This is a genomic window from Streptomyces sp. GL_140 (assembly GCF_057834465.1).
Map to the genome: position 1 here is coordinate 5,417,775 of NZ_CM174404.1, position 25,519 is coordinate 5,443,293.

The following is a 25,519-nucleotide window of genomic DNA, read 5'->3' on the forward strand; positions in this document are numbered from 1 at the left end:
TGGCAGTATGCGGGGACATGGCGAAAGGGGCCGGGGCGGGATGGGGCGCAGTGAGCGGGAGGCGGTTGCCGCGGGAGGGCGGCTGTACGAGGCGGCGCGGGCGGTGGCCGGCGACCACGTGCGGGCTGTCGGGGCGGTTCGGGCGGCGCTGAAGCCGATCTGCGATACGGCGGCGGAACAGGCACTGGATGCCATTCCAGTGGCCCGGTTGAAGGAGGTCACTGAGGGTCGGCTGGGGCGGATCGGGGAAGTTGAGAGGAGCGGGCTACGGTCGGTTCGGCAGGTGCTCGATGCCGGTTCCTACCGGTTGCGACAGATTCCCGGCATGGGGCAGCGGACCGCCGATCAGATCATCGCGGCGGCACGTCAGATATCTGATGCCGTTCGGGAGAGCATCGCCGTCCACATCGACGTGGATCGGCCCGAGCCGCGAACCACTTCGCTCGTCATGGCCCTGCATGTGCTGGTCGAAGCGGGCCCCGATGCGCGGCGAGCCGTTGACATGGCCGCGGCTCTGTCGGAGCGGCTCGGTCCGCTGCTGGCCGAGGCCAAGCCGGCCGCCGGACGGCTGCGGATGCTCCTGGTGGGGCAGGTCAAGCGGGCTCGGGCGCTGGAGGCCGTTGCAGAGGTCCGCAGGCTGACAGAGGAAGCAGCGCTGGGCGGTGTGCCGGAGCTGCTCGCACAGGCCTCGGTGGATCTGCTGCGCGGTACCTCGACCGAGGTTGCGGCCTGGGTCGACTTCGAACTGCGTTCCGCCGAGTACTACAGCCTGCTCGCGGAGATCTCCGGCCGCATACCCGACACTGCCGCTGCCGAGGGGTTCCTGCCCGACGAAGTTGCCGAGCGGGTCCGCGACCAGATGCTCGATGACACTCACCGGCGGGTGTCGCTGCGCGGCTATCAAGCCTTCGGCGCTCGCTTCGCCCTGGCGCAACGCAAGGTGATCCTTGGCGACGAGATGGGGCTCGGCAAGACCATCCAGGCCATTGCCGCTCTGGCACATCTCGCTGCCGAGGGGCAGAGCCACTTCATGGTCGTCTGCCCGGCCAGCGTCCTGATCAACTGGACACGCGAGATCGAGGCCCGCAGCAAGTTGCGTGCGATGCCTCTTCACGGCCCCGACAGGCAGGAAGCGTTCGCGGACTGGAAGGGCCGGGGTGGCGTAGGGGTGACGACCTTCGACGCCTTGCGTGGGTTTCCGGTCCCCGGGGGCGGCGAGCTGGGGATGCTAGTCGTGGACGAGGCGCACTACGTGAAGAATCCGAAGACGCGTCGCTCCCAGGCCGTGACCGAATGGTCCCAGCACTGCGAACGCGTTCTCTTCATGACTGGCACGCCCATGGAGAACCGAGTCGCCGAGTTCCGCAATCTTGTGCAGATTCTCCAGCCGCACCTGGCAGGGGCTGTCGGCGACCGTGACGGAGTGGCCGGTTCCAAGGCCTTCCGGAAGGCTGTCGCCCCGGTCTATCTGCGCCGCAACCAGCAGGATGTTCTGACCGAACTGCCCGCGCTCCAGCAGACGGACGAGTGGGAGGAGCTGAGCGCCTCGGACGAAGACGCCTACCGCGAGGCCGTGCGTGCCGGGAACTTCATGGCGATGCGCAGGGCGGCGTACGCGCGCCCCGAGAAGTCGGCCAAGCTGAACCGGCTGTGCGAGATCGTCGAGGACGCCGCCGAGAACGGGTTGAAGGTGGTGGTGTTCTCCAACTTCAAGGATGTCCTTCGCGTGGTGAAGGACACGCTGGATGGCGCGCGGAGCAATGGTGGCGGTCAGGTGTTCGGTCCGATCTCGGGAAGTGTGCCGCCCGCGCGCCGTCAGCAGCTGGTGGACGAATTTGCAGCCGCGCCAGGTCATGCGGTGCTGGTGGCGCAGATCGAGGCGGCGGGGGTTGGGCTCAACATGCAGGCCGCGTCAGTCGTGATCATCTGCGAGCCTCAGATCAAACCGACCATCGAAAACCAGGCGGTGGCACGGGCCCACCGCATGGGGCAGGTGCGTTCGGTCCGGGTGCACCGACTGCTCACCACCCGCGGGGTGGACGAGCGGATGGTGGAGATGCTGAAGAACAAGACCCGCCTGTTCGACGCGTACGCACGTCGTAGCGCGGTCGCCGAGTCAACGCCGGACGCGGTCGATGTGTCGGACACGTCGATGGCTCGCCAGATCGTCGAGGAGGAGCAGGCGCGGCTTGGAGCGGTCCGCAAAGAGGCCGCAGGACACCCGTAAGCGACCGTCGTCCGGCCCCTGGTCAATTCCCGTGCTGGGATGGTGCTGGGAAACCTGGCTCCTTGTCACCTGTCATCATCCCGGTTCGTTCCTGTCGTGCCGGGATACGGGCTTCTGCGCCGCCCCTCCATGCGGCCGTTGGCGCGAATCCGCCCATTCTCGTGCGGTTCCATCGCGGTCGCTCACTCTGCGCGAGGGGGGAGTGCTGGTGGTACGTTATTAGGTACCACTAGGTGGAAGGTGTCAGGTCGTGTCGATAACTGCGAGTGAAGCCCGCAAGGCGCTCTTTCCGCTGATCAAGAAAGTCAACGAGAACCACGAGGCCATCGAGATCGTCTCGAAGCACGGCAACGCCGTGCTCGTCTCGGCCGAGGACTACGCGGCGCTGCGCGAGGGCTCGTACCTGCTGCGCTCTCCGGCGAACGCCCGCCGGCTGCTCAAGGCGTACGAGAACGCCCTGGCCCACATCAACGTGTCGGAGCGCGAGCTGATCGATCCGGACTCGGCGGACGCGGGTGCGGGTGCGGGTGCCGCGTGAGGCTTGTCTTCGAGGATCAGGGCTGGGAGGACTGCACGTCCTGGCTCAAGAACGACCGCAAGATGCTCGCCCGGATCAACAAGCTCATCGAGGACGTCAGGCGTGACCCGTTCTCAGGTATCGGCAAGCCCGAACCTTTGAAGTACCACCTGCCTGGCGTGTGGTCGCGGCGGATCGACGACGAGCACCGCCTCGTCTACTTGGTGACGGACGAGGAGATCGTCATCCTCGCGGCTCGGTACCATTACTGACCGCTCAGGCGGTGCGGGCGGTGCTGGGATGTTGCTCCCGTGCTGACGTATCAGCTGCTTCGGGGCGGCGTGAGCTTGTCGAGGTCCAGGCTGACCGCGAAGGGCACCGGGCGCTGGAGGGTGCCCCGGAAGATGCCGGCGGGGGCGTAGGCGCCGGTGGGTTCGTCGAGTTCGTAGACGTGGACGACGGGTGCCCCGTCCTCGTCCTCGATGCGCCAGTAGTGCGGGATGCCGGCCTCCGCGTACTTGCGGAGCTTTACCGTGCGATCGCGATGGGCGGACTCCGGAGATGTCGAGGTCCTCCGCGAACCAGCCTTCCGCGCGCGGCGGGCGCATCCGGTCGGGCAGTGCGGTCACGGCTTCACGGTAGCGGCGGTATGCGGTCATTGCCGGAAGTGTGGCGGCCCCCAACTCGCCTCTGTTGTCCGCGATATGGGACGGCCGTTTTGAACTCTGGAGGTGTCGTAGGGAGGATGGCGGCGTCCGGGCCGGCGGACATGGCTTTCACGTATGGACTCGATGACGCGTCCGATGAATCTGGATATCACTGACGGCTCCACGGCGCCGATCAGCAATGAAGGAGCATGATGACTGCGATTACCCGAGTTGTCGGACGCGAAGTCTTGGACAGCAGGGGAAACCCGACCGTCGAGGTGGATGTCCTCCTGGAAGACGGGTCGATGGGCCGTGCCGCAGTTCCCTCCGGTGCCTCGACGGGCGCCAACGAAGCCGTCGAGCTCCGTGACGGCGACGCTTCGCGGTTCCACGGCAAGGGTGTTCGCACGGCCGTCGAAGCGGTCAACGGCGTCATAGCGGACTCCCTCGTGGGAGTCGAAGCCGAGAACCAGACGCTGGTCGACGAGGTGATGATCGCGCTCGACGGCACCCCCAACAAGGGGAAGCTGGGAGCCAACGCGATCCTGGGCGTCTCGCTGGCCACGGTGAAGGCCGCCGCCGCCGCGCACCGGGTTCCGCTGTACCGCTACGTCGGCGGGTCGGGCGCCCGGCTGCTGCCCGTGCCGATGATGAACATCATCAACGGTGGCGCACACGCGAACAACGCCCTGGACTTCCAGGAGTTCATGATCGCGCCGATCGGCGCGGAGAACTTCTTCGAGGCCGTGCGCATGGGCTCCGAGGTCTTCCACACCCTGCGCAAGTCGCTGTCGGACGCCGGCCACAGCACCGGTGTGGGCGACGAGGGCGGCTTCGCTCCGAGCCTGCGCACCTCCGACGAGGCGCTGCAGTTCGTCGTGGATGCCATCGAGAAGTCCGGGTACACCCCCGGTGAGGACATCTCCCTGGTCATGGACCCGGCCACGTCCGAGTTCTTCAAGGACGGTGTCTACGACTACGCGGGCGAGGGCGTCAAGCGCTCGATCGAGGAGCAGGTCGAGTACCTCGCGGGCCTCGTCTCCCGCTACCCGATCTCGTCGATCGAGGACGCCATGGCGGAGGACGACTTCGACGGCTGGAAGCTGCTGATGCGGGAGCTGGGCGACAAGTGCCAGCTCACCGGTGACGACGTGTTCTGCACCAACGTCGACCGCCTCAACGACGGCATCCGGGACGGCATCGCCAACTCGATCCTGGTCAAGGTGAACCAGATCGGTTCGCTCACCGAGACCCTCACCACCGTGGACACCGCGCACAAGGCCGGCTACACGGTGGTCATGTCGCACCGTTCCGGTGAGACCGAGGACACCACCATCGCCGACCTGGCGGTCGCCACCGGCTGCGGCCGTTCCTGAAGTTGCTCAGTGCCTGAAGTCGCTCAGTGAAAGCGCCGGCCCCTTCGAGGGGCCGGCGCTTTCGCGTGTCGGGGAGTCCACGCCCGGGATCCGCAGGGCCGACGGGCCTACGGGGCCTACGGGCGCGGCTCCTCAGAGGCCGCGGACCGAGGCGATCGTGAAGGCGGTCGGGGCGCCGGTGGAGGGCATCGGGCCGCCGTCCTTGTCGAACTGGGAGCGGACCACCAGGGTGCGGCCGGGCAGGTGGGCCAGCGTGGTCGGGATCTGCAGCGACGGGTCCGTGACCGTGCGGACCAGGCGGGCCCGGGTGCCGTCCGCCGAAAGCTGCCAGCGGCTCAGGGTGTTCCGCGTGTTCTGGGCCGCGCGCAGGACGCCGCCGGGAGCGAGGTCGAGGCCGTCGGCGGTCTTGAGGTCGCCGCCGGTCAGGGCGACGCGGGAGACCGCGCCCGTACGCGGGTCGATGCGATACAGGTCGCCCGCCGTCATGTCCACGGTGAGCAGGTAGCGGCCGGCCGGGTCGGCGGCGATGCCGTTGAGGCTGAAGCTGCCCGCCGGGGACGGGGTGAGCAGCCCGCTCAGGTCGTACGCGGGCAGCAGCGGCCCGGAGCCCGCGGCGAGCTGGTCCGGGGTGACCCGGTAGACCACCGCGCGGACGCTGTCGGTCAGGTAGGCGGTGCCGTCCGGGGTGACGGCCAGGTCGTTGAGGAAGCGCGGGGCGCTTCCGGGGATCTCGAAATGGGCCAGACGGGCCCCCGAGCGGGTGTCGTAGACCGAGACGCCCGAGGTGGAGTCGGTCACCCAGAGCCTGCCGTGGCCGTCGACCCGCAGTCCGTTCGCGGTGTGCCGGCCGTCGGTGCCGGAGGGCAGGAAGACCTCGGCGGTGCGTGTGCCGGAGCGGGCCCGGTAGATGGTGCCGTCGGTGTACGAGCCGACGTAGACCGTGCCGGTGCGGGGGTCGGCGGCTATGCCCTCCGGGAAGACCTTGGCGCCGGGGAGGGTGAACGCCGTGGAGATCCGGCCGTCCGGGGCCTCGGCGGTCTGAGTGGTCTGAGCGGTGGCCTGCGTGTCCTGCGTGGCCCGGGCGGCGGGCGCGGCGCCGAGGGTGAGAGCGATCGCCACGGTCAGCAGGGATGCGGGCAGGAGCTTCTTCGGCATTGGACGTCCTCTTCTGTCTGTGTGAACACGAAGGTATGTTAGAGCTCTAATGTACGCAAGGGCTTTAGTATCGGGGGATGACCTCCATGCCCGCCGAGGAGCGCATCGGCTCCCACATCAAGCGCGCCGAGCAGGCGCTCCTCGGGGCCAAGAACGCGGCGGTGAAGCCGGCCGCAGTAACGGTTCCGCAGTACGCCGCGCTGCTCTGGCTCTCCGAGAAGCCCGGAATCTCCGCCGCGACGCTCGCGCGCCTGTGCGGGGTGACTCCGCCGACCATGAACACCGTGCTGAAGAACCTCCTGGAGCGCGGGCTCATCGAGCGGACCCCGCACGAACTGCACCGCAACGTCCTGGAGACCCGGCTCACCGAGGAGGGGCGCTCCGTGATGGAGGTCGCCGACGCGGGGGCCGTGGCGGTCGAGCGCAGGCTGGCCGCCGAGTTCACCGGGGAGGAGCGGGAGTTGCTGATCCGGCTGCTCGGGCGGTGCGCGCAGGCGCTCGACACCCTGAGGTGATGTGGAGCGTTCGGGTTCCGTACGGCCCGCGTTCCGCCGATGTTTTTGCTCTGTTTTGGAACTTCCCTGGGGATACAGGCATCAGGACTAAGGGGATCCCAGTCCGTTCTGTCCCACTGGGGGGCAGTCATGACCGTTCGGAGCCAAGTTCGTGCACCAGGACCCGCACCGCCCGCGGACCGATGACCAGCCGTACCCGCTCTACCCGCCGGGTGGGCTCATAGCCGAGCCTCCCGCGACTCCCGGGCCCCCCGAGTCGTACGAACCCCCGCAGGAGCCGCGCCGCAAGCGCTCCCGCCGCGTGGTGTGGATCGGCGCGACCGTGGCCTTCGCGCTCCTCCTCGGCGGCGCCGGCTTCGCGGCCTGGAAGCTGGACTGGTTCTCCGGCAACGGCTCCACGGTGAGCTTCGGCAAGACCCCGCCCGCCGTGGGCCAGGGCGGGGAGAGCGGGGCGAAGACCCCGGGCGAGGCCCCGAAGAGCTCGCCCACGCCGACCGGCGACCCCGACGTACAGCTCGCGACCGGCCCGGCGGCAACCTTCAAGCAGACCACCAAGCTCGACGACGGCACGATCATCGCCAAGACCCGCCTCGCGGGCGCCAAGTCCGGCTTCGAGGGCGACGTCTGGGTGTGGACGCCCAAGGAGTACGAGGACCCGAAGTACGCCAAGAGCGGCTTCCCGGTCCTCATCGCCCTCCCCGGCGGCAACGGCTACCCGGCCAACTACTGGTCCGACCGCAGCCTCGGCCTGCAGAAGGCCATCAGCGAAGGCGTCCAGGCCGGTACGAGCCTGCCGTTCATCGTGATCATGCCGGTGCTCAACCCGGACGCGAAGTACTACTACGACGGCTCCGACATCCCCGGCCAGCCCAAGATGGGTACCTGGATCTCCGAGGACATCCCGGACTTCACCCGCGCCAACTTCCGTACCTACAAGTCCCGCGACGGCTGGGCCTTCATGGGCTCCTCCTCCGGCGCCTTCGTCGGCATGAAGCAGGTCCTCCAGCACCCGGACAAGTTCAAGGCCGTGATCGCCAGCGGCGGTGAGCTCGTTCCCGACTCCCCGCTCTGGAAGGGGCACCAGGCGGAGATGGACGCGAACAACCCCGAGAAGCTCGCGCAGAAGCTGATCGACAGCAACGGTCCGGACGTCTACATCAACTTCCAGGTCGGCACCAAGGAGTCCGGCAAGCCGTCGATGCTGAAGTTCCAGGAGAAGTACGGCAAGGGCCCGGTCAAGACGACCATCCGCGACATCCAGAACGGCGAGCACAACGGCTGGCACTACGTGCGCGGCATGAAGGAAGGCTCGCTGGAGTGGGTCAGCAAGGTTCTGAAGGGTCCGAAGCCCGAGGCCGGCTGACCGGCCGCGCACGGTCCTCCTCCAGGCGTCCCGGTCCCGGTCCGCCCTGCCCCGCCCCGCCCTGCTCAGCCCTGCCCCCGCCCCGCCCGCCCCGCCCCCGCGATCGGACGCACCCGCGCGGGGGAGCGGCGGCGCGCCCCCAAGGCGGCGGGGGCCGCGCGCGGCGCGCCCGGCGGGCGTGGTCCTCACCACGTCCCCGCGGTCCCAGGCAACCCATCCGGTCGTTAATACCTCTGTTATGGATGTAAGGGGGACCAATCGGTCCGACCCGCGCTCCTCCAGGGCGCCGGAGCAGGAACGGAAGCAATCCGTGCACCAAGACCAGCAGGGTGACGGCGGCGCCACGACCGAGGCGGCCACCACGGGAGAGGGCCGCAGCCTCAAGCGCCGCTTGCGGCTGATCCTGATCAGCGGGGGGCTGGGGCTGACGCTCGTAGCCGGCGGCGGGGCGGCCGCGTACAAATACGGGCTCCTCTCGGACATAGGCGATCCCGTCTCCTTCGGGAAGTCCGGGACGGCCGCGTCCTCCACCGCCGACGTACGGCCCGGCGTGTCCATGCCGACCGGGCCGAAGGCCGAGTTCGTCCGCACCTCGCGGCTCCCGGACGGCACCCAGATCGCCCAGACCACGGTGACCGGCAAGAAGTCCGGCTTCACGGGCGACGTGTGGGTGTGGGTGCCGAAGGAGTACGACGACCCGGCGTACGCGGACAGTGCCTTCCCTGTCCTGATCTCGCTCCCCGGCGGCCGCGGCTACCCGAAGAACTACTGGGGCACCGGCCCCGGGCTCGGCCTCCAGCAGGCGGTGAGCGACGGGGCGAACGAGGGCAAGAGCCTGCCCTTCATCCTCGTCATGCCGGTGATCAACGCCGACACCAAGCACCACTTCGACGGCTCCGACATCCCCGGCCAGCCCAAGATGGGCACCTGGATGGCCGAGGACATCCCGGATTTCACGAAGGCCAATTTCCGTACCTTCACCTCCCGCGACGGATGGGCCTTCATGGGCTCCTCCTCGGGCGGTTTCGGAGCCCTCAAGCACGTCCTGAAGTACCCCGACCGCTTCAAGGCGGTCATCGCGAGCGGAGTGGACATCGTCCCCGACTCCCCGCTGTGGAACGGGAACAAGCGGGCCATGGACGAGAACAACCCCGAGAAGCTGGCTGCCGAGCTGATCGCGGCGGGCGGTCCGGACGTCTGGATCAGCTTCCAGATCGGCACCAACGAGACCGGCCGCGAGAAGGCCGAGAAGTTCATGCGGGAGTACGGCAAGGGTCCCGTGCACACCCGGCTGCAGGTGATCCAGGATGGTGAGCACAACGGGAAGACGTACGTGCGCGGCATGAGGGAGGGCTCCCTGGAGTGGATCAGCAAGGTGATGTCGGCGCCCACGCCCGCGACCAGGCCCACGGCAGGGTCGGGTCAGGAGCAGGCCCGGGGCGCCCGCGTGAACGACGCCTCCGGGCGATGAGCCCTGGGGTCAAGGGGGTCGCCGCCGTCGCGGGGATCACCGCGGTGCTCGCGGTGGTGTTCGTGAAGACCTCCGGGGGCTACGAGGACCGGCACGTGCTCCCGTTCCCCACCGTCGGGGTGCTCATGGCCAACGGTGAGCACTGGTGCACGGCCAGCGTCGTCGACAGCCCGAAGGGCAACGTCGTCGCCACCGCCGCGCACTGCGTGGCCCCCGCCGGCGAGGACGGACGGCCCGGCGAGGTCGCGCACGACGGGCTGGCCATCGGCGAGCTCGCCTTCGCCCCGGCGTTCACCGGGGAGGGCGCCGGAAAGCAGCCCCTGGGGGTGTGGAAGGTGCGCTCCGTCCACGTGGACGACCGCTGGACGAAGTGGGGCGACGACACCGCCGACTTCGCCTTCCTCACGGTGGAACCCGACGGCGACGGGCGCAGCGTCCAGGACGTCGTCGGGCGCGACGAGGCCGCGAAGCCCGCCTGGGCCTCCGGCTACGACCGGGAGGTGACCGTGGTCGGCTACCCCGAGGCCACGCACAACCCGCAGAACAAGCCGGTCGCGTGCACGACGCAGAGCCGCCACGACGAGGACGACCCGGCGATGCTGTACATCAACTGCTCCGGGTTCTGGACCGGGACCAGCGGCAGCCCGTGGATCGCTGACCGGGTCGGCGCGGGGCGGCCTGGGGAGCTGATCGGGGTGCTGAGCGGCGGGGACACGGACGTGGACTCGACGGCCGCGCTCTTCGACGGCCGGGCCAAGGCCCTGTACGAGCGGGCGGCCAAGGGCTGACGGCACGGCGGGCGCCGGGCCGCCCGCGAGAGGCGGCCCGCGCCGGACCGCCCGCGCCGGAACGCCTCCGACGGACCGCCCGCGCCGGGCCGCCCGGTCAGCCGGTGCGCCGCTCCGTGCTGACGATCACGCACACGGCGGCCACCACGATCGCGCCGCCGAGCAGGATCGGCCAGGTCAGGGCCTCGTCGAGGATGAGCCAGCCCAGGGCGACGGCCACCACCGGATTCACGTAGGCGTACGTGGCCACGAGCGCGAGCGGAGCCGCCCGCAGGAGCCAGACGTACGCGGTGAAGCCCACGAGCGAGCCGATCAGGACGAGGTAGCCCAGCGCCAGCCAGGAGGCGGTGGAGTACGAGCCGGGGTCCAGGCCGTGCTGCTCGCCGCGCAGCAGCCCGACGCCGATCCCGCCGACCCCGCCCGCGAGCATCTGGTACGCGCTGCCGGTGAACGGATCGGCGGGCAGGGTCAGCTTCGCGGACGAGAACGAGCCGAGCGACCACAGGACCGAGCCCCCGAGCACCAGCAGCACCCCGCCGATCCCGATCTCGCCGCCGAACCCCGGGCTGGTCAGGACGGCGAGGCCGACGAGACCCAGCAGGACCCCGGTCAGGGTGCGCGGCGAGGGCCGGTCGCCGGAACCGGCGCGCAGCAGGACCAGCCACATCGGAACGGCGGCCACCAGCAGGGCGGCGAGGCCGGAGGGCACCGAGGTCTCCGCGAGGACCACGAGGCCGTTGCCGCCGAGGACCAGGAGCAGCCCGACCAGGACGGCGGAGCCGAGCTGGGCGCGGGTGACCTTGAGCGCGGCGGGGCCGTGGCGCCAGGCGACGAGGCCGGCGAGGAGGGCTCCCGCGGCGATGAAGCGGGCGCCGGCGGAGAGGAGGGGCGGCATGGTCTCGACGACGACCCGGATGCCGAGGTAGGTCGAGCCCCAGACCACGTAGACGAGGGCGAGGGCGATCCAGACGCGGGTCGTTGAGGTGGGCATGGCAGGAGCCTATGTCGGTGGACAGTGCAACCATCGGGCAATTGCGGGAACGGACCGCCAGGTCAGCCCGCCGGGGCCAGCCCCGACTTGGCTCCCGCGCCGCACAGGGGGAGCACCGCGGTGCGGTCCCGCAGGGGGTGGTCGGGGGCGGTCGGGCCCACTGCGGCCCAGCAGGCCGCGGCCGTCGGTTCCACGAAGAGCCCTCGGCGGGCCAGGTCGAGCTGGGCCGCGCGGATGCGGTCGTCGGAGACGGTCAGGAAGGTGCCGCCGGACTTGCGGACGGCCGCCAGGATCTGCCGGGCCCGCGGCGGGGCCGGGATGGCGATGCCCTCGGCCAGGGTGGGCAGCTGGGGCACCGGCCCGGCGTCCTCGGCGCCCGCGTGGAAGGCCGATGCCAGCGGGGCCACCGCTTCGGACTGGACGGCGATCAGGGCCGGCGGGCGCACTCCGCGACGGGCCAGCTCCTCCACCGCCAGCGCGGCCCCGAGCAGCAGGGTGCCGTTGCCGACGGGAACCACGAGCACCTCGGGGAGGTGCCCGCCGAGCGCCTCCCACACCTCGTACACGTAGGTCTTCGTGCCGTGCAGGAAGTACGGGTTGAAGACGTGGCTGGCGTAGAAGACCCCGGGGAGATCGGCCTCGGCGCGGGCTGCCGCCGCGGCGGCCTCGCGCCCGCCCGGGACCACCCGTACCGCCGCGCCGTGCGCGCGCATCTGCTCCGTCTTCTTCTGCGAGGTGCCCTCCGGCACGAAGACCTCGCACGGCAGCCCGGCCCGCGCGCAGTACGCCGCGAAGGCGGTCCCCGCGTTCCCGCTGCTGTCCGCGACCACCCGCTGCGGCCCCAGCCGCCGCGCGAGCTCCGCGAGCATCACCGCGCCCCGGTCCTTGAAGGACAGCGTCGGCATCAGGAAGTCGAGCTTGGCGTGCACCCGCTCCGCCAGCGGCACCAGCGGGGTGTTCCCCTCGGCCAGCGTCACACCGAACGCCCCGGTCAGCGGCAGCGCGGAGCCGTAGCGCCAGAGCGAGTTCGGACCGGCCGCCGGCTCCAGCGGGGCGGCCGGATCGGGGGTGAAGTCGAGGTCCCACGGGCCGTCGCAGACCGGGCAGCACCAGGGCGCGGTGCGCGCGTCCGAGCGCGTGCCGTCTTCGGAGCAGAGGTAGCCGGGCAGGGCGTGCGTCATGGGATGAGTCCCCTTGCTCGATCGCGGCCGCCCCGGGAGACGGCTGCGGCGCCGGGCTACGGATGTTACGCGTCCGGTGATCTGACGAGGGGTCGGTCTTTCCGCTGGCGCGCCCGCCGCTTACTATTCGCGCATTCGTTCGCGCCTACACCGGAGCGAACGCTTCCGTCGCCGCCACCGCCATTGCCCTGATGGAGCCCCGCACCTCGTGAGCACTCCGCCGCCGCCCCACCACTGGCCCGCGCCCCCGCAGCCCTACGGGTACGGTCCGCCCGCGCTCAACGGCTTCGCGCTCGCCTCGCTGCTCGTCGGGCTGCTCTGCATCCCGCCGCTGGGCATCGTCTTCGGGATCGTGGCCCTCGTACAGATCGCGAAGAAGGGCGAGCGCGGCAAGGCGCTCGCGATCTGCGGTCTGGCCGTCTCGGTGGCCATGACCCTGGTCATGGTCTTCGTCGTGGAGCAGGCCGGGGGCATCTTCCTCGACCGGGTCCGCGCGCTGCAGCCCTACGAGGACGTGGAGGGCGAGTACACCGACAAGGCGGACCTGCGCCCCGGGGACTGCTTCAACGTCCCCTCCGGGGACCTGCTGGCCGACGAGCCCTTCGCCTACCGGATCGCCTGTTCGCAGGTCCACGATGCGGAGGTCACCTCCTCGACCTCGTTGAGCGGACCGCGGTTCCCGGGCGTGGATCAGCTGAAGCAGTCGGTGACGGAGGACTGCTGGCGCGCGCAGGACTCCTACGCGATGGACACCTGGGCGCTGCCCCCGTACGCCGGGATGTACTACTTCGCCCCCTCGCGGGCGAGCTGGGAGGACGGCGACCGGCAGGTGATCTGCGTGCTCGGCACCTCCGAGCAGGAGCACCGCGGCAGCTTGCGCAAGGACGCCGCGATGCTGACGCCGGACCAGGTGACCTTCCTGCAGGCGGTGAACGAGGTGGACCTGGTACTGGGCCGCTCGCCGGGCGTGGACGTCCGCGAATCGCTCGAGCAGTACCGGTCGTGGGCGCGGGACGTGGACGCGGCGCTGGCCGAGGAGTCGCGCGTGCTCGACGGGGTGAAGGACCGGCCGCAGTTGGCCGGGCCCGCGGGGTTGCAGCGGGAGCGGGTCGAGGCGGCGCGCAAGCAGTGGCAGAGGGCCGCCGCGGCGAAGGACTCGCAGGCGTTCGGCGACGCCTGGGACCGGGCGGTCGCCGAATTGCCGGTCGGCCCGGAGAAGGTGCTGCGCGGGGCGTACGGGCTGTCGACGACGGTTCCGGAGTGGCTGGAGGACGCCGACGGCGACGGGGCGGACGGATCGGGCGAGCCGAGCCCGGGGCCGGCCGTGGAAGCCGCATGATCGTATTGCGGGGTATTGAGGTGTAACGCGCGGTAACGGGTTTGAGTGACCTGGCTTCATCACTTCGGGTGAAACTCTGGCCCTTGCTTGCGGTGCACAACCGTCGGTTGCCAGGGTGTAGCTGTCTGTCAACCTGATGGGAGTGGCCAGTGACTTTCGGCGAGCAGCCGGCCTATCTGCGCGTCGCCGGGGATCTGCGGCGGAAGATCGTCGAAGGCTCCCTGCCTCCGCACGCCCGGCTTCCTTCGCAGGCCCGGATCCGCGAGGAGTACGGGGTATCCGACACCGTGGCCCTGGAGGCGCGCAAGGTCCTCATGGCGGAGGGCCTGGTCGAGGGCCGGTCCGGGTCCGGCACGTACGTGCGGGAACAGCCCGTCCCGCGCCGGGTGGCCCGCTCCGGCTACCGCACGGGCGGAGCCTCGACCCCCTTCCGGCAGGAGCAGGCGGAGGCGGGTGCGCGCGGCACCTGGGAATCGAACAGCGAGCAGATCGAGGCCCCGGTGGACATCGCGAAGCGACTCGGCATCGAGCCGGGCGAGCGGGTGATGCGCACGCGGTACGTCTTCCGCGACGCGGGGGAGACGATGATGCTGTCGACCTCCTGGGAGCCGCTGACCGTGACGGGCCGCTCGCCCGTGATGCTGCCGGAGGAAGGGCCGCTCGGGGGCGCCGGGGTCGTCGACCGGATGGCGGCCATCGACGTGGTCGTGGACAACGTGGTGGAGGAGGTCGGCGCCCGGCCCGGCCTGGCGGAGGAGAACCTGCTGCTCGGCGGGGTGCCGGGGCACGTTGTGCTGGTGATCGGGCGCACGTACTTCGCCTCCGGCCGCGCCGTGGAAACGGCGGACGTGGTCGTCCCGGCCGACCGCTACCGCCTGGCGTACCACCTGCCGGTGCGGTAGCAGGAGCCCTGCGGGGGCGGTCACCCGCTGGTGGGATCGTCTTGCAGGTGAGGCTCATGCCGACGCCCGGGGTGGCGTCGGCACTTGAGCGCACCCTGCGCACGGCGCGGACCGACCGTCTCCATCTGCACCACCGTCGGACGTGTCCGGGCCCTCTCGATCCTCGCCTTCTTCGGCCTTTTCGGGACATGCGCGGAAGTCTTCTCCACCTTCGTCGCGGCCCGACTCGCGCTCGTCCTCCGCCCGTTGACCGCGTGGGCGACGAAGGGGAAGTACTGCTTGGCCAGGCCGAACACCGTCACCGGGCCGGACGCCGTGGTCGAGGACGTCACCGCCACGCACCTCTGCTCCGTCTGTGAGACGGCGTACGAGCTGCCCGACGTCGCCGGCTGCCCGGTGCGGTCGGGCCCGATCTGCTCGCTCTGTTGTTCCCTCGACGCGACCTGCGCAGACGTCTGCCGCGAGCAGAGCCCGGGCGGGGCGGTGATCCTGCCGATGCCGACCCTGCGCCGGGTCTGAACCGGCGCGCACGGCACAGTCGTACGCATGGCCGGATGCGTACGCCTGGGAGGTACCCCTTCGTGAAAAACCGTATCCGCTGCGTAAGGGTCGGGCGTAAGCTCGGGCATATGCGCAATGCGGTTTCCCGGGCAGGTACGTCGGCGGAGGGTGAAACGCAATGAACGACAGCGGTGCCCTGCTCCCGTGGCTGGTCATACGTGAGGACGACAACGGCAACCGCTACCGAGTGGGCCGGTACGCGACCCGTGCCGAAGCCCAGAAGGTCGCCGACAGCCTCGAGGACAGAGGGCACAAGCAGCTCTACTGGATCGAGCGCCTCGTCCAGGGCGGCACCACCAGCCAGACCGCCACGATGAACTGAGCGATGCGGCGGCCGCGCGGCCGCTGCCATAGGCTCCGCCCATGACTGTACGAGTGGTCGTGGGCGGAGCCCTTTGTCATGACGGGCGCCTGCTGGCCGCCCGCCGCAGTGCGCCCCCGGAGCTCGCCGGCCGCTGGGAGCTCCCCGGCGGCAAGACCGAGCCCGGCGAATCGGTGCCCGAGGCGCTCGTGCGGGAACTGCGCGAGGAGCTCGGCGTGGAGACCGAGGCGCTGGAGCGGATCCCGGGGGAGTGGCCGCTGCGGCCCGGACTCGTACTGCACGTGTGGACGGCCCGGCTGCTCTCCGGTGAGCCGGCCGCGCTGGAGGACCACGACGAGCTGCGCTGGCTCGGCCCCGAAGAGCTCGACTCGGTGGACTGGCTCGACCAGGACCGGCCCGCGGTCGCCGAGGCCGGGCGCAGGCTACGCGCGCAGGGGCGCATGACGCGCTCTCTGTAGGCCGTCTGAGCCACAGTGCGCCGGTCCGTGGGGGACCGAGTGGTACGACGCCCTGAATATCGGGTATGTCGGTATTAATCCCTATCTCATACTCGTCCCCCCGTGGTTCTGTCCCTGTCGAACGGACTGGGGTCGCCAGCCGGCCCGGGAAGTGATCGGCGTGATCGACACAGACGGTGAATGCGCCGAGTGGGCCTTCCCGGCGGAACCCGGCGCCGTCCGCACCGCCCGCCACGCCGTGCGCGGCACCCTCCGCGACTGGGGGCTGGAGTCCGTCGGCGATGTCACCGTACTGCTGGTCAGCGAGCTGGTCACCAACTCCCTGCGCTACGCCTCGGGCCCCATCGGGGTCCGTCTGGTACGACGGAATCCGGCCGTGGCCAACACGGTCCCGGGTCCGGCACTTCTCGTAGAGGTTTCGGATCCGCTTCCGGATCCGCCCCAGGAGCGAGTCGCAAAACCGGACGACGAGGGCGGGCGCGGGCTCCACCTGGTGGCCGTCTCGGCACAGCGCTGGGGGACCCGGCACGGGAAGTCGGGCAAGACGGTGTGGTTCGAGTTGGCTCTTCCTGGTGAGTAACAAGGTGAAGGACAGTCGACGATCACACGGCATGGCTGGAAAACAACGGGATCCTTTTGTGATCGCGAAGGCCGTGCCGTAGGGGGCCGTGGTGCTGAATACTTCGGTCATGGCCGGTCCGGTTGCGGTGAGCTGGAGGGGACGGTCGCGTGAGCGAGATACCTGTACAGGCACATCAGGCCCGTGTGCCCGAGGAGGTGCCCAGGGAGACCTGGCACGACTCCTTGTGGCACAGCAGCCCGCCTGGCTCGATATATGACTACATAAAGGTCGCGTCGTTCTCGATCGGGCCGGACGGCCTCATCGACCAGTGGAGTCTGCGCGCCGAGGAGCTCTTCGGGCTGACCCCGGCACAGGCCATGGGCCGCGACCCGGTCGACGCCTTCATGCCGCCGGAGCTGCGCGCCGGGGGCCACCGCCGGGTGGCGGAGATTCTCGACGGCAAGGAATGGACGGGCCTGGTCCCCTTCCGGATCCCGGGTGGGGACGGGGCGCACGGGGTCGCCGAGATCTATGTGATGCCCACCCACACCGAATCCGCGGAGCGGGCCGCGCTCTGCGTCGTGGTCGACGTACGCGCGCTGCGGCGGATCGAATCCGATCTGGCGGCCTCGCAGGCGATATTCGGTCAATCTCCTTTCGGCTTCCTGCTCTTTGGTACGGACCTCACCGTGCAGCGCGCCAACCGCCGTTTCGCCACCGTCTTCGGCGGCGCCGCCGAGGAGCACCGCGGCCGCACCGTCCACGACTACCTGCCCGCGCACGAGGCCGACCGGATGGCCGAGGCACTGCGCAGGGTCCTGGAGACCGGCGACTCGGTCACCGATCTCCAGATCGCCGGATCCGCCCCCGGCAGCCGGGACAACCGCCACTGGTCCATCAACCTCTACCGGGTCCACGGCGGCACCGGCCGCCCCATCGGGGTCGCCGGCATCGGCATCGACGTCACCCGCCGCCACCTCGCCGCCCGCGAGGCCGCCGGGGTCCGGCGCAACCTGGCCCTCCTCAACGAGGCCGGACACCGCATCGGCAACTCACTCGACCTGGAGACCACCGCCCGCGAACTCCTCGACGTCACCGTCCCCGGCTTCTGCGACCTGGCCGCCGTCGACCTCTACCAGGGGCTGCTCCTGGGCGACGACGACCGCCCCGCCCGGCCCCAGGGCCCGGGCGTGCCCAGCCTGCCCGGCCAGGGCCCCGGCCGGGCGCCCTCGCCGCCGCTGCGGCGGGTGGCCTTCGCCTCCGCGGTGTCGGATGCGCCGCTGTCGGGTCCGGGCGCGCTGGTCTCCGTAGGAGAGGTCCACCGGTATCCGGCCGGGTCGCCGGGCGCGTTCGCGCTGCGGACGGCGCGGCCGCGGCTGGTGGAAGGGGGCGGCCCGGAATCGGGTGACCTCGTCCAGTCCACGCTCGTCGTCCCGCTCGTCGCGCACGACACGGTGGTCGGACTCGCGCAGTTCTCCCGTACGAAGGGCAGCGAACCCTTCGGCGAACGCGACCGGGCGGTCGCGGTGGAACTCGCCGCACGGGCCGCCGTCTGCATCGACAACGCGCGGCTGTACCGGCGCGAACACGAGCGCGCGCTGATACTCCAGCGCAGCCTGCTGCCCCCCGGCGACCCGGAGGCGGCCGGGCTCGACATCGCCTGCCGCTACCTGCCGGGCAACGCGGCCACCGAGGTCGGCGGCGACTGGTTCGACGTCATCGAGCTGCCGGGCCACCGCACGGCGCTGGTCGTCGGCGACGTCATGGGCCGGGGACTGCGGGCGGCCGTGGCCATGGGCGAACTGCGCACGGCGGTACGGACCCTGGCACTGCTCGACCTGGAACCGGCGGAGGTGCTGACCGCGCTCGACGAGATCGCCCGGGGGCTCGGCGCCCCCGGCGGCTCCCAGCAGGCCTCGCGGGCCGCCCTGCACTCACGGGACGCGGACCGCTCGGAGGTCTACCTCGCGACCTGCGTCTACGCGGTGTACGACCCGGTGACGCGGCGCTGCACGATAGCGAACGCGGGCCACATGCCGCCCGTCCTGGTGGAACCGGCCGAGGAGGGCGCCGAGCCGAGGCCCGGACTGCTCCTGGAGATCCCGACGGGACTGCCGCTGGGCGTGGGCGGGGAGCCCTTCGAGGAGGTCGAGGTCGAACTCCCGGAGGGCGCGATGCTCGCCCTCTACACGGACGGCCTGGTCGAATCGCGCGACCACCCGCTGGAAGAGGGCCTACGGGGCCTGCGGTCCGCGCTGGCGGACCCCGCGCGCCCCCTGGAGGAGGTCTGCGACCACGTCCTGAACACCCTCGACACCCGGCACGGGGAGGACGACATCGCGCTCCTGATGGCCCGGGTCCAGGGCCTCCCGGTGGACGCCGTCGGCGACTGGCAGCTGCCGCGCGAGGCCCGTTCGGTGGGCCGGGCGCGGGAACTGGCGCGGGCCAAGCTGCCGGCGTGGGGCCTGGAGGGGCTGCTCGACACCACGGAGCTGCTGGTGAGCGAGCTGGTCACCAACGCCCTGCGCTACGGCGAGGGCGAGATCCGGCTGCGGCTGCTGCTCGACCGGACCCTGGTGTGCGAGGTCTGGGACGCCAACCTGGCGCAGCCGAGACGGCGTCGGGCGCGCGACACCGACGAGGGCGGCCGCGGCCTGCAGCTCGTCGGCCTGCTGTCGGCCGGCTGGGGCACCCGGCGCACGCACCGGGGCAAGACGGTCTGGTTCGAACTCCCGCTCCCGGGCGCCGTCGCGGAGTCGGTGGCCGAGCTCTCGGCGGAGCAACTGCTGGGCATGTACGGGTAGGGCGCCCTGCGGGGCCGGCCGCGGCCGGCCCCGGAGCGCGTGTGGGCGGGGCGGGTTTCAGGCCGTCGCCTTCAGGGCGGCCAGGCGGGCCTCGATCTCCGAGGTCTTGCCGAGGTCGTCCAGGGACTCGAACTGGGCGTCCAGGGAGGACGCGGCCAGCTCCTGCTTGCCCATGGCCATGGCCTCCTCGCGGCGGACCTTGTCCTCGAAGCGGGCCAGGTCGCTGGTGGGGTCCATGACGTCGATGTTCTTCACCGCGTCCATCATCGTGTTCTGCGCCTGGGCTGTTTTGGCGCGGGCCACGAGCTCGTCGCGCTTGGCCGTCAGCTCGGTCAGCTTGTTCTTCATCGAGTCCAGCCCGGACTTGAGCTTGTCGACCACGTCGGTCTGGGCGGCGATCGTCGGCTCGGCCGTTCTGGCCTCCTTCTCCGACTGCATCTGGCGGCCGAGGGCCACCTTGGCGAGGTTGTCGAACTTGTCGGCGTCCGCGGTGGACCCCGAGGCCCGCAGCTCATCGGCCTTCCTGCTCGCCGCCAGGGCCTTGCCGCCCCATTCCGAGGCCGCCTCCACGTCCTCCTTGTGGTCCGCCTCCAGCATCCGCAGGTTGCCGATGGTGGTGGCGACGGCCTGCTCGGCCTCCGAGATGTTGTTCGTGTAGTCGCGGATCAGCTGGTCCAGCATCTTCTGCGGGTCCTCGGCCTGGTCCAGCAGGGAGTTGATGTTGGCCTTGGCGAGCTGGGTGACGCGGCCGAGGATGGTCTGCTTGCTCATGTGCGCTGTCTCCTTGGGGGAATGAAGGGGAGGGGGAGGGACCGGGAGCGGGAGCGGGACCGGGGGAGTCAGAAGCGGCCGCCACCGCCCATCCGGCCGCGGGTTCCGCCGCCGCCGAAGGAGCCGGGGCCGCTCCCGCCGCCCCCGCCGAAGCCACCTCCGCCACCTCCGCCGAAGCCGCCGCCCCCGCCGCGGCCGCCGCCCAGGATCTCGCCGAGGATGATCCCGCCGAGCACCGCGCCGCCCATGCCGCTGCCCTGCCGTCGGCCGCCCGCGCCGCCGTACGGGTTCTGGTACGCACCCACGTCCTGCTCGGCCAGCTGCTGCGCCTGGCGCGCGAGCGAGTCCGCCTGCTGCGCCTCCGCCAGAGCGCCCGGCGGGTCGTTCGGGGCCAGGGAGGTGGAGCGCTCAAGGTGGCGCTGCGCCTCCGCCAGCCGGGTCCGGGCCTGGCTGCCGACGGCGCCTCGGCTGGTGGTGATGTAGTCCGCCGCCGCGCCGATCGCGCTGCGGGCCGTGAGCAGGGCCTGGTCGAGCAGGGCCGCCGCCCGCTGGCGGCCCGACTCGCGCTCGCGGGCCCCGGCCAGCGCCTCGTCGAGGGCCGCGTCGGCCTCCTCGATGCGGCGCAGGGCGTCGATCGGGTCGTACCGGCCGCCGCTCTGCTCCTGGCGCACGTCGGCCAGTACGGCCTCCGCGCGGCCGATCCGGCCGCGCAGATCGGCGGTCGAGGTGCCCTCGGTGGTGCCGGTCAGCAGCCCGCGCGCGTCGGCGAGGTCCGTGTCCGTCTCGTTCAGGGCGCCCGGCAGTTTCCCGGCGGCCTCCGCGAGCTCCTGCGCGCGCCGCTCCACCGCGTCGACCAGGGTGGCCGCCTGGTCGACCGCGCCCTCGGCCGCCCGGACGTGCACCGCGGCCTTGCCGTTGTCGCCGGAGTCGATCGCGGTGCGGGCCTGGCCGAGGCTGGTCGTCGCGAACAGCAGCCGGTCCTTGGCCTGTTCGGGGTTGGAGGCCACGGGCGCGGCCGCCGAGTCCGCGTACCGCCGGCCCAGTGCCGTCAAGGTGGCCTCCGCCGTCGTGGTGCGGCCCGTCAGGGCGCGGAAGTGGCCCTCCACCGTGGCGAGGGCCTGCGGGGCGTTCTTCTCCAGGTCCCGCAGCCGGTCGAAGTCCGCCGACTGGGCGTCCAGGCGCCGGTTGGCCTCCGTGCAGCGGGCCACGATCTCGTCCAGCATCCGGCGCCGGGTGGCGTCGTCCTCCGGGTAGGCGTCGTCGAGCTGCTGGCGCAGCCGGAAGGCGGCCGTCAGCTCGCCCTTGCCGTACTCCACGGCCTGCGTGAACGCGGAGACCGCCTCCTCGCCGAACTGAGCGGTGGCGAAGCCGAGTTCCTCGGTGCTGGTGCGGATCGCGTCGTCGGTCTCCACCAGCAGGGCCTTGGCCCTGGAATCCAGTTCGGGCAGGGGGAGCGGGGCGGGCGCGGTGTCCTGCCCGGACCAGCCGGTGGTCTTCGAGCCGCCGCCCGTGCCGGCCGCGTTCCTGCGCTTGCGGCGGGTGTACGCGTACGCGCCGAGGGCGCCGGCCGCGCCGATCGCGACCACGGGGAGGACGAAGTCCCCGGCGCCGTTCTCGCCGCTCGCCCCGGACCCGCCCGGGTCCGCCTCGCCGGGGGTGATGGCGGGCACGGGTACGGGCCGCCCGGCCAGGACCGCGTCGTATCCGTTGGCGGCGCCGATCGCGGCGCCCGCCCAGTCGTTCTGCCGCAGGGCCGGCTCGATCGCGGTCTGCGCGACCTCCGCCAGCTGTTCCTTGGTGAAACCGGAGTCCACGTCGGCCGAATAGGCGTACTGCCGGGCGCCGGTGCCGATGGCGAGCAGGACGTCGTTCTGGCCGAGGCCGTTCTTCTGCGCGGTGGCGTCGGCCCAGCTCTGCGCGGAACGGCCGGAGAAATCGCGTACGTACGTGACGAACAGCTGGATCTTCCGGTCGGCGTACAGCTTGTCCAGCGCGGCGGTGACGGCTGGCTTGCGGTCGCCCAGGGCGTTCACCCGGTCGGTGATCTGCCCCTGCTGCGACAGGGTGACGGGATCGTCGGCGCGGGCGGCGGGCGCGGCGGCCGTCGCCCAGCCGCCGGCCGCCAGGAGGGCGGCGGCCAGGGTGAGGGTGGCCCGCAGGGATATGCCGGCGGCGGTGCGTCTCTTCGTCCTGCTTCTCGGCGGAGTCACATTTGGGAGAGTATGGGCCGTTCCGTACCCCCGCACCCGGAGATCGACGGTCCCGGATGGGGGGTTCGGGCGGCTACGGCAGGGCGTACGCCGAGAGTTCCGGACGGGAGAGGACGAGGTGGTCGCCGACCAGCAGGGCGGCCCCCTGGGCGAGTTCCGGATGCTCCCACTGACGGCGCACCCTTCCCGTCGCCGGATCCAGGACGGCCACGAAGGGGCCCGCCGACCGGTTCAGGAGGTTGCGGCGGCCGCCCTGCGGGACCTTGACGTACAGGCCGCCCGGGCGCAGGCCCAGCAGTTCGATCGCGCACCGCGGTCCGTCCCGCCGGGTCAGCGCCCGCTGCCAGCACAGCGCCCCGGTGTCCGCGTCGAGGGCGAAGACCAGGTCCCCCTGGCCCGGACGGTACGCGGCCGCGTACACCCGGCCGCCCTCGACCAGCATCCGCTCCGCCGGGCGGCCCGGGGCGAACTGCCACAGTTCCCGGCCGGTGTCGCGGTCCAGGGCCCGCAGGCGGTCGCCGCCCTCCGGCCCGTCCCCGCCGTCCAGCAGGTGCACGGGCCGCAGGCCCGGCGTCCGGTCGAAGGACTCCGAGCCCCGCAGCTGCGACCACGTCCGCCGCCCGCTCGGCAGGTGCAGCGCCTGGAGCTGCCGGCCGTCGGAAAGCACCAGGCAGTCGCCCGCGGCCGCCAGGGAACGGGTGGAGTCCGGGAAGGAGCGCTGCCACAGGACCGCGCCCGAGGACGCCAGCAGCGCGGTCAGGTCGCCGTCCGCCTCGTGCACCAGCACCGGCCCGGCGCCGCGCAGCACGCCCGCTCGCGGCAGGTCCCGCCACCAGCGCACCCGTCCGTCGCGCGGCTCCCGCGCCAGCAGCCGCAGCCCCTGTGCGCCCTCGCGCCGTACGTCGACGTACACCGTGGCGGGGTCCGTCACGCAGGACACCACCAGCCGCCCGGCCCCGGGCAGCGGCGGTGCGGCCGCGCCCTCGTCGGCGAAGGCGGTCCAGCGCGGCCGGCCCCCGTCGGCCCGCACGCAGCCCACCTCGGGGCCCGACCGCCACACCAGGCCGTCCCCGGCGGCGTGCAGGGAGTCCGGGCGGTTGCCCTGCCGCCAGCGGCGCCCGTCCGCGGCCGTCAGCGCGGGCGCCGGGGCCCGCTCGGCGAGGACCGTCACCCCGGGCGGAGGCGGACTCCCCGGTTCGGCGGCCGCAGCGGCCAGCCAGGGCGTGCCCGCCGTGGCGACGCAGTCCCGGGCGATCCCGGCCAACGTGCGGGCCCGGAGCGCCGGATCGGGCAGCGCGCGCGCCAGTTCGGCGTCGCCCCGGGCCCGCTCCGGGTCCAGCGCGGGCCGGGCGCCCCGCTCCACCCGTTCGCGGGCCTTGGCCAGGGAGGCCAGCGCGTGGTCGGCCTTCTCGTCGCCGGCCGTCTCCGGATGGCGGCGCAGCAGGGCTGCGGCCCGGGTGCGCAGCCGCTCGGCCTGGACCTGGCCGAGCCGGCCGCCCGCCTCGTGCCCGGCCGCCTCCTCGCGCAGCCAGGCGGCCCGCTCCTGAAGGGCCTCGGGGAGTTCGGCCTCGGCCTGCTCCAGGGCCCTGGCTCCGCCGGCCGTGTCCCCGTCGGCGGCGAGGTCGCGGGCCACCTGGCACAGGGCCAGCAGCCGGGCCCCGGCGGAGCCGATCCGCTCGCTCAGGCGCAGGGCGGTGTCCAGGTCCCGGGGGGCGAGCGCCAGCACCATGTCGTAGGTGGCGGTCGCGCGCAGCCCCGGGTCCTGGATCCGGGCCAACTGGAGCTCGGCCTCCTCGGGGTGGGCGGCGGCCGCGGCCGTGGCGATCAGGGAACGCAGCCGGCTCTCGACGGGACCGTCGGAGAAGTGGTGGGCGGCGAGCTCGCCCGCCTCCTCGGGGGCGACCCGGGCCAGTTGCTCCGCCACCGCGCGCAGCGGGGCCGCCCGGTTGGAGCCGAACACCGTGAACAGTGCCTGCCGTGCGTCGGTCAGCAGCCGCCGGGCCCGTGCCGGGGCGTGCGCGGCCGTGTCCCGGGCCAGCGCGGTCAGCAGCCGGGCCACCCGGGCCCCGTCGCCCTCCCCGTCCGTCCATGCCGCGGCCTCGGCATCGGCCAGGAGCCGGGCGGCGAGGTCCGCGTCGAACCGGGCGGCGGCGTCCGCGGCCACGGCCAGCACCTCCACGCGGGCGCCGGCGGCGGGCGGCAGGTCCCGCAGGTCCTCCGCCGCCTCCCGCAGGAGGTCCCGTACGAACTCCCGTACGCCGAGGGGCACGGCCCCGGGCTCCTGCGCGGGCTCCGCCCCCTGCTCCGGCCCGGGCTCCTGCTCCGGCTCCTGCTCCAGCCCGGGCTCCGGCTCCCGCTCCTCCGGGGCCACGTCCCGCGGAGACCCGCCCCCCGGACCCTCGGCCACCCTCCCCGGACCCCCTGTCACCCGCCCCGATTCCCCGGTCGGTGCGGTCAAGGTGGCCGAGGAGGTCCCCAGCAGCCCCCGCAGCGACTTCGCCACCACCTCCGCCGACTCCGGCCGGTCCGCCGCGTCCTTGGCCAGCAGGTGCAGCACCAGCCGGTCCACCTCCGGGGCCACCGGCGTACCGGCCTCGCGCAGCGGCAGCGGCGGGTCCTCGATGTGCCGGCGCATCAGTACGTAGGGTCCGTCGGCGCTCTCGCCGAACGGCGGGTCCCCGCTCAGCAGGGCGTACAGCACGCACCCCAGCGCGTACAGATCGCACCGGGCGTCCACGCGCTCGCCCCGCCACTGTTCCGGGGCCATGTACGGCGGGCTGCCGAAGATCCGGCCGGTCACCGTCCAGCCCGCGGTGGCGTCCGACGAGTGCGCGATGCCGAAATCGCAGATCTTCAGCCTGCCGCCGGGCAGCAGGAAGAGGTTGGCCGGCTTCAGGTCCCGGTGGACGACCGAGCGTTCGTGGGCGGCGGCCAAGGCCTCCGCGGTCTGCGCGGCCAGCTCCAGCGCGACCTCCACCGCGAGCCCGCCCGGCTCCCGCGCCAGGGCGCTGCGCAGGTCCTCGCCCGCCAGCAGCTCCATCACGATGAAGAGCCGCCCGTCCTCCTGACCCACGTCGTGCACGACGGTGATGCCCGGGTGCTGGAGCCGGGCCCCGATGGTGGCCTCGCGCCGGAAGCGGGCGACCACCTCGTCGTTCGTGGCCGCCTCCAGCAGCACCTTCACCGCCACGGCGCGGTCGAGCGCCGTGTCGTGCGCCCGCCACACCTCGCCCATGCCGCCCTGGCCGAGCCGCTGGTCGAGGCGGTACCGGCCCGCCAGCTGATCCCCCACCCGCACCGCGAAAGCCCCCTGACATCACGTCAACGACGTTGATACAGGGGGCATTCTGTACTGCGAA

Annotated in this window: 21 protein-coding genes and 1 pseudogene; 15 read left to right on the forward strand and 7 right to left on the reverse strand. The window is 72.1% G+C overall.

What is annotated here, in order from left to right; all coding sequences use genetic code 11:
* Positions 1–40: 40 nt before the first annotated feature.
* The 3 genes from AC3IYJ_RS25275 to AC3IYJ_RS25285 all read left to right on the forward strand — a co-directional run bounded on the left by AC3IYJ_RS25275 (position 41) and on the right by AC3IYJ_RS25285 (position 3,016).
* A complete protein-coding gene (locus tag AC3IYJ_RS25275) occupies positions 41–2,227 on the forward strand; it encodes a DEAD/DEAH box helicase (RefSeq protein ID WP_489397038.1) in 2,187 nt (728 codons plus the stop codon).
* 250 nt (positions 2,228–2,477) lie between these two features.
* Complete coding sequence (locus AC3IYJ_RS25280; protein WP_489397039.1) at positions 2,478–2,765, forward strand: type II toxin-antitoxin system Phd/YefM family antitoxin; 288 nt, start codon at positions 2,478–2,480, stop codon at positions 2,763–2,765.
* Complete coding sequence (locus AC3IYJ_RS25285) at positions 2,762–3,016, forward strand: Txe/YoeB family addiction module toxin (protein WP_489397040.1); 255 nt, start codon at positions 2,762–2,764, stop codon at positions 3,014–3,016. Before AC3IYJ_RS25280 ends, AC3IYJ_RS25285 begins: the two co-directional genes overlap by 4 nt.
* Before the next feature lie 50 nt (positions 3,017–3,066).
* Here the strand turns inward: AC3IYJ_RS25285 and AC3IYJ_RS25290 are convergent.
* Positions 3,067–3,306, reverse strand: a pseudogene (locus AC3IYJ_RS25290) (Uma2 family endonuclease); the annotation flags it as partial.
* A 297-nt stretch (positions 3,307–3,603) separates the two neighbouring features.
* Between AC3IYJ_RS25290 and eno the strand changes: the two are divergent.
* Positions 3,604–4,767 (forward strand): phosphopyruvate hydratase, encoded by a 1,164-nt coding sequence (eno, locus tag AC3IYJ_RS25295; RefSeq protein WP_489402919.1) that lies wholly within the window; start codon positions 3,604–3,606, stop codon positions 4,765–4,767.
* Between the two features lie 132 nt (positions 4,768–4,899).
* Here eno and AC3IYJ_RS25300 read toward each other — a convergent pair whose 3' ends face one another.
* Positions 4,900–5,922, reverse strand: coding sequence for an SMP-30/gluconolactonase/LRE family protein (locus tag AC3IYJ_RS25300; RefSeq protein WP_489397041.1), 1,023 nt, complete (start codon positions 5,920–5,922; stop codon positions 4,900–4,902).
* 77 nt (positions 5,923–5,999) lie between these two features.
* On the opposite strand from AC3IYJ_RS25300, the gene AC3IYJ_RS25305 reads away from it, so the two are divergent.
* The 4 genes from AC3IYJ_RS25305 (at position 6,000) to AC3IYJ_RS25320 (ending at position 10,059) form a co-directional block, all read left to right on the forward strand.
* Positions 6,000–6,437, forward strand: a complete 438-nt coding sequence (locus AC3IYJ_RS25305) for a MarR family winged helix-turn-helix transcriptional regulator (protein ID WP_489397042.1) — start codon at positions 6,000–6,002, stop codon at positions 6,435–6,437.
* A 151-nt stretch (positions 6,438–6,588) separates the two neighbouring features.
* Entirely contained in the window at positions 6,589–7,800 is a 1,212-nt protein-coding gene (locus AC3IYJ_RS25310; RefSeq protein ID WP_489397043.1) for an alpha/beta hydrolase, read from the forward strand.
* A 310-nt stretch (positions 7,801–8,110) separates the two neighbouring features.
* Positions 8,111–9,271, forward strand: coding sequence for an alpha/beta hydrolase (locus AC3IYJ_RS25315; protein WP_489397044.1), 1,161 nt, complete (start codon positions 8,111–8,113; stop codon positions 9,269–9,271).
* A complete protein-coding gene (locus AC3IYJ_RS25320; protein WP_489397045.1) occupies positions 9,268–10,059 on the forward strand; it encodes a trypsin-like serine peptidase in 792 nt (263 codons plus the stop codon). Before AC3IYJ_RS25315 ends, AC3IYJ_RS25320 begins: the two co-directional genes overlap by 4 nt.
* A 97-nt stretch (positions 10,060–10,156) precedes the next feature.
* Here AC3IYJ_RS25320 and AC3IYJ_RS25325 read toward each other — a convergent pair whose 3' ends face one another.
* Entirely contained in the window at positions 10,157–11,050 is an 894-nt protein-coding gene (locus AC3IYJ_RS25325; RefSeq protein WP_489397046.1) for an EamA family transporter, read from the reverse strand.
* A gap of 62 nt (positions 11,051–11,112) precedes the next feature.
* Positions 11,113–12,231: a threonine synthase gene (locus AC3IYJ_RS25330; protein WP_489397047.1), complete on the reverse strand. Its 1,119-nt coding sequence runs from the start codon at positions 12,229–12,231 to the stop codon at positions 11,113–11,115.
* A 208-nt stretch (positions 12,232–12,439) separates the two neighbouring features.
* On the opposite strand from AC3IYJ_RS25330, the gene AC3IYJ_RS25335 reads away from it, so the two are divergent.
* From AC3IYJ_RS25335 to AC3IYJ_RS25365, 7 genes are all read left to right on the forward strand, one after another.
* Positions 12,440–13,570, forward strand: coding sequence for a DUF4190 domain-containing protein (locus AC3IYJ_RS25335; RefSeq protein WP_489397048.1), 1,131 nt, complete (start codon positions 12,440–12,442; stop codon positions 13,568–13,570).
* 149 nt (positions 13,571–13,719) lie between these two features.
* Positions 13,720–14,472 (forward strand): GntR family transcriptional regulator, encoded by a 753-nt coding sequence (locus AC3IYJ_RS25340; RefSeq protein WP_489397049.1) that lies wholly within the window; start codon positions 13,720–13,722, stop codon positions 14,470–14,472.
* An 84-nt stretch (positions 14,473–14,556) separates the two neighbouring features.
* Entirely contained in the window at positions 14,557–14,991 is a 435-nt protein-coding gene (locus AC3IYJ_RS25345; RefSeq protein ID WP_489397050.1) for a hypothetical protein, read from the forward strand.
* Positions 14,992–15,151: 160 nt separating this feature from the next.
* A complete protein-coding gene (locus tag AC3IYJ_RS25350) occupies positions 15,152–15,355 on the forward strand; it encodes an SPOR domain-containing protein (protein ID WP_489397051.1) in 204 nt (67 codons plus the stop codon).
* Between the two features lie 41 nt (positions 15,356–15,396).
* On the forward strand, positions 15,397–15,813 hold the full coding sequence (locus AC3IYJ_RS25355) for a (deoxy)nucleoside triphosphate pyrophosphohydrolase (RefSeq protein WP_489397052.1): 417 nt from the start codon (positions 15,397–15,399) through the stop codon (positions 15,811–15,813).
* Between the two features lie 151 nt (positions 15,814–15,964).
* On the forward strand, positions 15,965–16,393 hold the full coding sequence (locus AC3IYJ_RS25360) for an ATP-binding protein (protein WP_489397053.1): 429 nt from the start codon (positions 15,965–15,967) through the stop codon (positions 16,391–16,393).
* 185 nt (positions 16,394–16,578) lie between these two features.
* On the forward strand, positions 16,579–19,179 hold the full coding sequence (locus AC3IYJ_RS25365) for a SpoIIE family protein phosphatase (RefSeq protein WP_489402920.1): 2,601 nt from the start codon (positions 16,579–16,581) through the stop codon (positions 19,177–19,179).
* A 57-nt stretch (positions 19,180–19,236) separates the two neighbouring features.
* Here AC3IYJ_RS25365 and AC3IYJ_RS25370 read toward each other — a convergent pair whose 3' ends face one another.
* The 3 genes from AC3IYJ_RS25370 to AC3IYJ_RS25380 all read right to left on the reverse strand — a co-directional run bounded on the left by AC3IYJ_RS25370 (position 19,237) and on the right by AC3IYJ_RS25380 (position 25,458).
* Positions 19,237–19,950 carry a PspA/IM30 family protein gene (locus AC3IYJ_RS25370; RefSeq protein WP_489397054.1) on the reverse strand — a complete coding sequence of 238 codons (714 nt, stop codon included), beginning with the start codon at positions 19,948–19,950 and terminating at the stop codon, positions 19,237–19,239.
* 68 nt (positions 19,951–20,018) lie between these two features.
* Positions 20,019–22,115 (reverse strand): TPM domain-containing protein, encoded by a 2,097-nt coding sequence (locus AC3IYJ_RS25375; protein ID WP_489402921.1) that lies wholly within the window; start codon positions 22,113–22,115, stop codon positions 20,019–20,021.
* A gap of 118 nt (positions 22,116–22,233) precedes the next feature.
* Complete coding sequence (locus tag AC3IYJ_RS25380) at positions 22,234–25,458, reverse strand: protein kinase domain-containing protein (RefSeq protein WP_489397055.1); 3,225 nt, start codon at positions 25,456–25,458, stop codon at positions 22,234–22,236.
* Between the last annotated feature and the right edge of the window lie 61 nt (positions 25,459–25,519).